This window comes from Carboxylicivirga sp. (assembly GCF_982718395.1).
Window position 1 is genome coordinate 22,909 of record NZ_CEXQWX010000067.1, and the last position, 7,932, is coordinate 30,840.

Sequence of the window (7,932 nt, forward strand, 5' to 3'; positions counted from 1 at the left end):
CACTGGATTCAAAGGGTGAACCAGTGTTTTTGATGTAATAATACTATCTGTATTAATTGTCTCTATTCCAGAGGGTTTTCTGCAGAATAATGCCGTAGTAAGAATCACCGGTATCACTCATTACAGAATATTCAAAACCGATTTGCATTCCGCCAAAAGCTTTAATGTTGTAATAAGCATCCACCCATAATGAGTTATTGGCATAACCATGAATATTAAAATTGGTCGTTGTTCCAATTGCAAAATCAAACCTTCCACCATAGGAATAATATAAACCTTTTGCTATGGCCTGATTGTTCCATGTTTCAATATCCTGATTATAGGTGAAATAAGGTAAGAATAAATGATCATCCTTGTATATTTCGTATCCATAGCCAAGTCCGATGCTAAAATATTCACCTTCAAAACGGTCGTGACTAAATCTTAAATTGACATTGTGCTTCGAATTTCTACTGACAGAAGCCCAGAAGCTTGCTTCAATATCAGAATGACCCACAGTATTGAAAAATTGAACACCTAACGAGTTGAATACATGTTTTGACTTTTCTGCTTGATCTTCATTATAAAAGGGATGATCATCCAATGAAAAATCTTCAATATTTAAGTTTTTGTCTTGCGCATTAATTCCAATGCAGCCAAACAGACCTATAGCTAATAATAAAAATTCCCTCATTTCTCCGTGTTTATACTTTTATAAGCTTCTTAATCAATATAAGATACTGGAATTACAAACACTTTACCAACATGTAAAGTACATTTTAGGTTTTAGGGAATTTTGAAACTTTTTAACTATTTGTTGGTTTTGGGGTTTAACCTGAATATTAAACTAGAGCAACTTAATTTTTTCTTTATCAATACTGATTAATCGTTGCTTATATAAGGTGCCAATGGCTTTTTTAAAATTCTTCTTGCTTGTGCCAAACAGCTTATAAATTAACTCGGCCGGACTCTTATCAGATACATCCATTTGACCGCCTTTGGATCGTAATTTTTGCAGAATTTCACCAGCGAGTCCGTCAATTTTTTCATAACCTGGTTTTTCCAATGAAATGTCCAGCTTATCATCTTCCCTGACTTTTTTAATATAACCGGTACATTTATCACCAACTTTAATTGGTTTGAATAGCTCATTATGGTATAGCATTCCGGAATGCAGATTGTTGACAGCTACTTTATAGCCCAGGTCAGTATGTGCAATAACCATTAAATCCACTTCCTGACCTTCTTCGTAATCAGGCATTAAGTTGTCAAGTACTGAATTCAGTTTAGAAGTAGCAACGATCCTTTTACTTTCGTCGTCTAGGTAAACGTAAATCACATACTTTTTACCTTCTTTCATGCGCTCCGCCTGTTCCCGGTAGGGCACAAGCAAATCTTTCATGAGTCCCCAATCTACAAAAGCTCCCGTTTTATTAACAGAAACCACTTCGAGGTAAGCAAATTCTCCTACAGTGGCGTATGGCTCTTCTGTGGTTGCAATAACCCGATCTTCCGAATCCAGATAGATAAATACTTCAATTTCGTCCTCAGGTTTTAATCCGGGCGGAACGTATCGTATGGGTAATAATATTTCGCCCAGGTCACCGCCATCCAAATAAACACCAAAATCAACTTCTTTTACTACTTTGAGTGTATTGTATTTACCTATCATATTCAAGTTTATAAGGTTGCAAAGATAGTGAAAATAGTACTTGCTTATTAGATGTTGGAACACGGATCACAGAAGAGGTGTCAAAAGAAGTATTCGCGAATCGTTTTATTCACTCTTAAGCTGGCTTCGCTGTCTGACTGGCTCTTGCAATTTGAAACCTTGTTTTGACAGTATAAAGACTGTTTTCGTCTAAACTGATCTCTGTAATACAGACAGAACAACCATTTGATAAAGCTGATCGAACAATAAATCTTAACCTGAAAGCCAAATTGATATGGATTTCTCCCTTGGCGAAGGGGGGGAATAATAGGCTATTTCAATATTATAATCTTTGGGGGATTGTTAACCATTTCCTTTAAATAGAAACATCTCAGTGATATAAGCAGAATGAAATAATCAGCGGTTTTCCCTAATGATATTACTAAAGTGACAATGATATTGACCTTGAATAGCAAGCCATTGTTCATTAATCCCAATTCTTACTATCTGAAGTTAAAGTTTGTTTTGTCAGTAAATCAACATGTTACACGAATAATTAAACATCTACACATCTAGAATGTTGCATATGTAGAAAAATAGATATATGTTTGTATCGACATATTTAAATAAGTGCTGAAAAAACAAACAAAACATATGAACAAGAATTTTCTTAAAAGAGTAGTGGTGGTCTGTCTGTTAGCAACAGGCTACTATGCATATGCCCAAAAAGATATTGGAGGCAATGCATTTTCATTAGAAGAGGCTTTACAACTGGCCTCTGAAAACAATCGTGAGATATTAAAAGGTCTGGCAGAAGTGGAGGCGGCCAAAGCAGGTAATATGATGGCAAATGCAGCATTTTTGCCGGCTGTTGAATTGTCAAGTGGTTATAGCACATCCAATGATCCGCTTTATGCATTCGGATTTAAACTTCAACAACAGGGTGTGACAATGGCCGATTTTGATCCGGCAGTTATCAATTCACCTGGTCGAACCAATCATTTTGCAACACAGGTAATGGTTGAGCAGCCACTGATAAATATTGATGCCTGGATGGGTAAAAGTGCGGCTGCTAATCAATTAAAAGCAACTGAGCAGAAAACGGAATATACCCGTGAGTATGTCAATTTTCTTGTAAAGCAAACTTATTATGCTCTGCAACTGGCGCAGGATCGGGTTAATGTCATGAAAAAAGCACAGGAAACAACAGATTCATATCTTAAAATGGCTAAGGATAATCTGGAACAAGGCTATATGAAAGAGGCTGATGTGATGGCAATTAAAGTTCGCAGATACGAACAGATAGCTATGGTGCAAGAGGCCGAGAACCAGGTGAAAGGTGTTAAAGAGACATTGAACTTTTTAATGGGACGGGAAATCAGCCAGCCTTTGCAGGTAACAGATTCGATTACACAGGTATCTTTTTCCTTCAATAGCGCCACGTCTATTTTTAATCGATCTGATGTAATGGCTATGCAATATGGGTTGGAGGCACATAAAAAAATGTCGAAAAGCGACTTAATGAAATTTGCTCCACGAGTAAATGCTTTTGGAGCTTATAATCTTTACGATGCTGATTTTGGTGGATTTGGTACCAATAGCTATATGGTGGGCATCAAATTGCAATGGAAAATCTTCAATGGCGGGCGAAATATTGGTAAATACAATCAATCGAAAGCCAATTATAACAAGGCGGTTGTGTCGTATGAAGATTATGTCGAAAAAGAGAATATAGAACTGTCAAAAGCTACACGAGCCATTGCAGTGGCAGAAAGTCAAATGGTGACTTATAATCTGGCTGCTGAGGAAGCTAAAGAGTCTTTGCGAATACGAACGAATCGTTACAACCAGGGAATGGAAAGTACATCGGATTTGTTAATGGCCGAAACCAAAGCTGAAGAAAGCTTACTGAAAAAACTAAATGCCATATACAACTACAATGTGGCAGTATTTAAATACGAGATGCTGGCATCGGAAACCAGCCAGCAATAACTCAAATCAACATTCGAAAAAACAAAAAATAGAATAAAATGAAAGCTTTAAACTTAATGATAGCTACCACAATCGTTGCCTTGACAATGCAGGCCTGTGGTGGAAAAGGTGAAAGTGATACTAAGGGAAAAGTAGCGATAAACGCTAAAGTAGAAAAGGTACAATTATCCACTGTTCCAAAGAAATTTCATTATACCGGTACAGTGTCATCTGTCAATCAATCGACCTTGAGCACGCGCATCATGGGACAAATACGCAATGTATATGTCAACGAAGGTGATGCGGTGAAAAAAGGACAGTTGTTGGTTGCGATACGTAGCAATGACATCCAGGCCAAACAAAAGCAGGTGGAAGCTAACGTTATTCAGGCCAAAGCTGCATATAAACATGCCAGGGATGATTTTAAACGCATTCAAACACTGCACAGCAGCAATAGTGCAACACAAAAAGAGTTGGATGATATCACAGTTCATCTTGAGATGACAAAAGCACAATTGGAAGCTGCTCAAAAGGCAAAAGATGAGGTATTGGAAATGTTATCATATGCTGATATTCGCGCACCGTATGATGGAGTTATAACCCAAAAGTTTGTTGATGCAGGTGACATGGCAAATCCCGGCATGCCGTTATTAGCAGTTGAAGCACCCGGCTTATTCGAAGTAATTGCCAAAATTCCCGAGTCGGAGATACATAAAGTAGAAAAGGGAGATAAGGTTGAGGTATTAATTGATGCCTGTGCTGAAGCTATTCAAGGAGAGATTGCACACATCAGCCCTTCGAGCCGTTTCTCCGGTTCGCAATTTAATGCGCGTATCACTTTATATCCAAATGATCAGCAAAAAGGTGCTGTTCGTAGTGGTGTTTTTGCCCATGTGAACCACCTGAAAGGAGAAGAGCAGAAACTTTTGATTCCGAGTGAATTGCTTGTTGAACGTGGACAGTTAAAAGGTATCTGGACTGTTAGTCAGGCTAACCAGGCCCTGTTACGTTGGGTGCGTTTAGGTAAAAGTTATGGTGATAAAACCGAGGTGCTTTCCGGTTTGAGCGAAGGAAGCAAGCTGATTGTTTCGGTTGAAGGACGCCTGCACGATGGCGCTCAATTGCAATTAAACTAATGTTCCAATCCTAAATGTTAGAATTATGAAAACTGGATTTGCCGGGACATTAGCCCGGATGTTTATAAAATCAAAACTGACACCTTTATTGATGGTCGCTTTCATGATCATTGGTGTTTACAGTTCGTACCTCACACCACGTGAAGAAGAGCCACAGATTGATGTTCCAATTGCCGATATCTTTATTGGTTATCCGGGTGCCAGTCCGAAAGAAATAGAGTCGAAAGTCGTAACACCCATTGAGAAGATTGTTTCCAATATTAAAGGGGTCGAGTACGTTTATTCACAATCCTTATCGGAACAAGCCATGTTAATCGTTCAGTTCTATGTAGGTGAAGATGTTGAGCGCAGTCTCGTAAAACTCTATAACGAGATGATGAAAAACATGGATCAGATGCCGGCCGGAGTGACGATGCCATTGGTAAAAACCCGCTCCATCGATGATGTGCCTGTAATGGGATTGACATTGTGGAGTGAGAATTACGATGACTATCAATTAAAGCGGGTAGCCCAGGAGCTGACATCTGAGATTGAGAAGATAACTGATGTATCAGAAACAAAAGTGATTGGCGGACGAAATCGTGAAATTCAGGTCGTGCTGGATCGTGATAAAATGGCCGCTTTTAAAGTTGATCCCTTACTGATTACGCAACAATTACAGGCAGCCAATCAGCAGGTATCAGCAGGTAGCTTTAATAGTTCCAACACCGAATATGCTGTTCGGACAGGTCAGTTTTTCGAGAATGCTGAAGAAGTAGCTAATCTGGTTATTGGAATACATCAGAATTCACCGGTATATCTTCATCAGGTAGCCCATGTAGAAGATGGGCCGGAGTTGCCAAGCTCTTATGTGGCCTTTGGTTATGGACAGGCAAGTGAAAGTAAGGAAACATTTATGGGAGAATACCCTGCTGTGACCATCTCAATTGCCAAACGTCGAGGTGCGGATGCCATGCGATTGGCCGATCAAATATCTGAAAAGATTGAGGTATTGCGGGAGGAACTTTTACCAGCTGACATACAGGTGGAGGTAACACGTAATTATGGAGAGACGGCATCGGATAAGGTGGGAGAGTTACTGATGCACTTATTGGGTGCAATTATTGCGGTGACATTTGTGGTGATGCTGGCCATGGGCTGGCGCGGAGGATTGGTTGTATTTATATCGGTACCTATCACCTTTGCCTTAACGATGTTTAGCTATTACTTCCTGGATTACACCCTTAACCGCATCACATTATTTGCATTGGTGTTTGTAACGGGTATTGTGGTGGATGATTCTATTATTATAGCGGAAAATATGCACCGTCACTTTAAGATGAAGCAATTACCTTTCTGGCAGGCGGCACTGCGTTCCATCGACGAAGTTGGTAACCCAACCATATTGGCCACTTTTACGGTGATTGCTGCGGTTATCCCGATGGTGTTTGTGTCGGGTATGATGGGGCCTTACATGAGCCCGATGCCTATTGGTGCATCCATCGCGATGATCTTCTCTTTATTGGTGGCTTTAATGATAACGCCCTGGTTGGCTTATCGATTGCTGAAGCACGATGATGGAGATGAGAAAGAAAAGGATTATTCATTAGAGAAGACTTTAATCTATAGGTTGTACAATAAAACCATGCGCCCCATGATCGAGAATTCGACCAAGCGTTGGGTTTTCATCATTGGCGTAACGGTTTTACTATTTGGTTCGGCCAGCTTGTTCCTGTTTAAAGTGGTGACGGTTAAGATTCTTCCTTTTGATAATAAAAATGAGTTCCAGGTGGTGATTGATATCCCTGAAGGAACCACCTTGGAAGAAACAGCTAATGTAACTAAGGAGTTGGCAGCCTATCTGCGTAATCATGAGCTGGTAACCAACTATCAAACCTATGTTGGGGCATCTGCACCTATTAACTTCAATGGTCTGGTGCGACATTACGATTTACGTCGTGGTTCCAATGTAGCTGATATTCAGGTTAACCTTGTGTCGAAGAAAGAGCGTGATTTGCAGTCACATGATATTGCCAAAGAACTTCGTCCTGGCTTGCAGGAAATTGGTCAACAGTTCAATGCTAATGTAAAAGTGGTTGAAGTACCGCCGGGACCACCGGTGATGTCCACCCTAGTTGCTGAGGTTTATGGTCCCGATTACGAAGCACAACGTCATGTGGCCAGCCAGGTAAAAGATTTATTTACCGACACCGAGAGTGTGGTTGATGTAGACTGGATGATGGAAGATGACCAGATGGAATATACGTTTGACGTGGATAAGGAGAAGGCTATGCTGGCTGGTATTGCTCCTCAACAGATTATTCAGGCAGTGAATATGGCTTTGCGTGGAGCCAGTGTATCACAGTTATATGCCGAAAACGATCACCAACAGGTGGGGATTAAGCTACGTTTGGATGAGAGCAATCGAACCAACCTGGATGATTTGAAAAAGATTAGTTTGAAATCGCAGCGTGGCGACATGGTGGTGATTGGTGACTTGGTAAACATTCGCGAAGAGGTAAAAGAAAAGAGTATTTACCGTAAGAATCAGAAGCAGGTGGTATATGTCACTGCCGATGTGGCGGGTAAATTAGAAAGTCCTGTATATGCCATATTAGATATGAGCAAACGAATGGACGAGATTGAATTACCTGCCGGATACAACATAGAAGAGTTTTACAATGGACAACCATTTGTGGAAAATAACTTCGGACTAAAGTGGGATGGTGAGTGGCAGATTACCTACGAAGTATTCCGTGATCTGGGAACCGCTTTTGCAGTGGTGTTGGTGATCATTTATATGCTGATAGTAGGATGGTTCCAGAACCTGAAAGTACCGTTCGTTATGATGGTGGCCATTCCGCTTTCATTGGTGGGGATTGTATTAGGACACTTAATGCTCAATGCCTTCTTTACAGCTACATCAATGATTGGTATGATAGCCCTGGCAGGCATTATGGTGCGGAACTCCATACTACTGATCGACTTTGTCAATATCCGACTCAACGAAGGCGTGGCTTTGCGTGAAGCGGTGATTGAAGCTGGTGCTGTACGTACAACACCTATCCTGTTAACAGCCGGAACTGTTGTGATTGGAGCTGTGGTGATACTGTTTGATCCTATTTTCCAGGGATTAGCAATCTCCTTAATGGGTGGCACTATCGCCTCAACCGTGTTAACGCTCATTATTGTTCCGCTTATTTATTATATGACTGA

Annotated in this window: 5 protein-coding genes; 3 read left to right on the top strand and 2 right to left on the bottom strand. The window is 40.4% G+C overall.

Translation table 11 applies throughout. From position 1 onward, the window contains the following. Window positions 1–52: 52 nt before the first annotated feature. Complete coding sequence (locus AC4MRQ_RS13480; protein ID WP_491198206.1) at window positions 53–673, bottom strand: hypothetical protein; 621 nt, start codon at window positions 671–673, stop codon at window positions 53–55. A gap of 153 nt (window positions 674–826) precedes the next feature. After that, the gene (locus tag AC4MRQ_RS13485; protein ID WP_491198207.1) at window positions 827–1,651 is read right to left on the bottom strand and encodes a CvfB family protein; all 825 of its coding nucleotides are present in this window, start codon (window positions 1,649–1,651) and stop codon (window positions 827–829) included. Between the two features lie 633 nt (window positions 1,652–2,284). Between AC4MRQ_RS13485 and AC4MRQ_RS13490 the strand changes: the two genes are divergently transcribed. The 3 genes from AC4MRQ_RS13490 to AC4MRQ_RS13500 all read left to right on the top strand — a co-directional run. Next, window positions 2,285–3,622 carry a TolC family protein gene (locus AC4MRQ_RS13490; RefSeq protein ID WP_491198208.1) on the top strand — a complete coding sequence of 446 codons (1,338 nt, stop codon included), beginning with the start codon at window positions 2,285–2,287 and terminating at the stop codon, window positions 3,620–3,622. Between the two features lie 38 nt (window positions 3,623–3,660). Further along, window positions 3,661–4,737 (top strand): efflux RND transporter periplasmic adaptor subunit, encoded by a 1,077-nt coding sequence (locus tag AC4MRQ_RS13495; protein WP_491198209.1) that lies wholly within the window; start codon window positions 3,661–3,663, stop codon window positions 4,735–4,737. A gap of 25 nt (window positions 4,738–4,762) precedes the next feature. Next, window positions 4,763–7,932, top strand: a 3,170-nt coding sequence (locus AC4MRQ_RS13500) for an efflux RND transporter permease subunit (RefSeq protein ID WP_491198210.1), incomplete at its 3' end; no start/stop codon positions are given.

Bases quoted from the DNA above. Each gene is read 5' to 3' on its own strand.
- AC4MRQ_RS13495 (WP_491198209.1), top strand. From the start codon at position 3,661: ATGAAAGCTTTAAACTTAATGATAGCTACCACAATCGTTGCCTTGACA.
- AC4MRQ_RS13490 (WP_491198208.1), top strand. From the start codon at position 2,285: ATGAACAAGAATTTTCTTAAAAGAGTAGTGGTGGTCTGTCTGTTAGCA.
- AC4MRQ_RS13480 (WP_491198206.1), bottom strand. From the start codon at position 673: ATGAGGGAATTTTTATTATTAGCTATAGGTCTGTTTGGCTGCATTGGA.
- AC4MRQ_RS13485 (WP_491198207.1), bottom strand. From the start codon at position 1,651: ATGATAGGTAAATACAATACACTCAAAGTAGTAAAAGAAGTTGATTTT.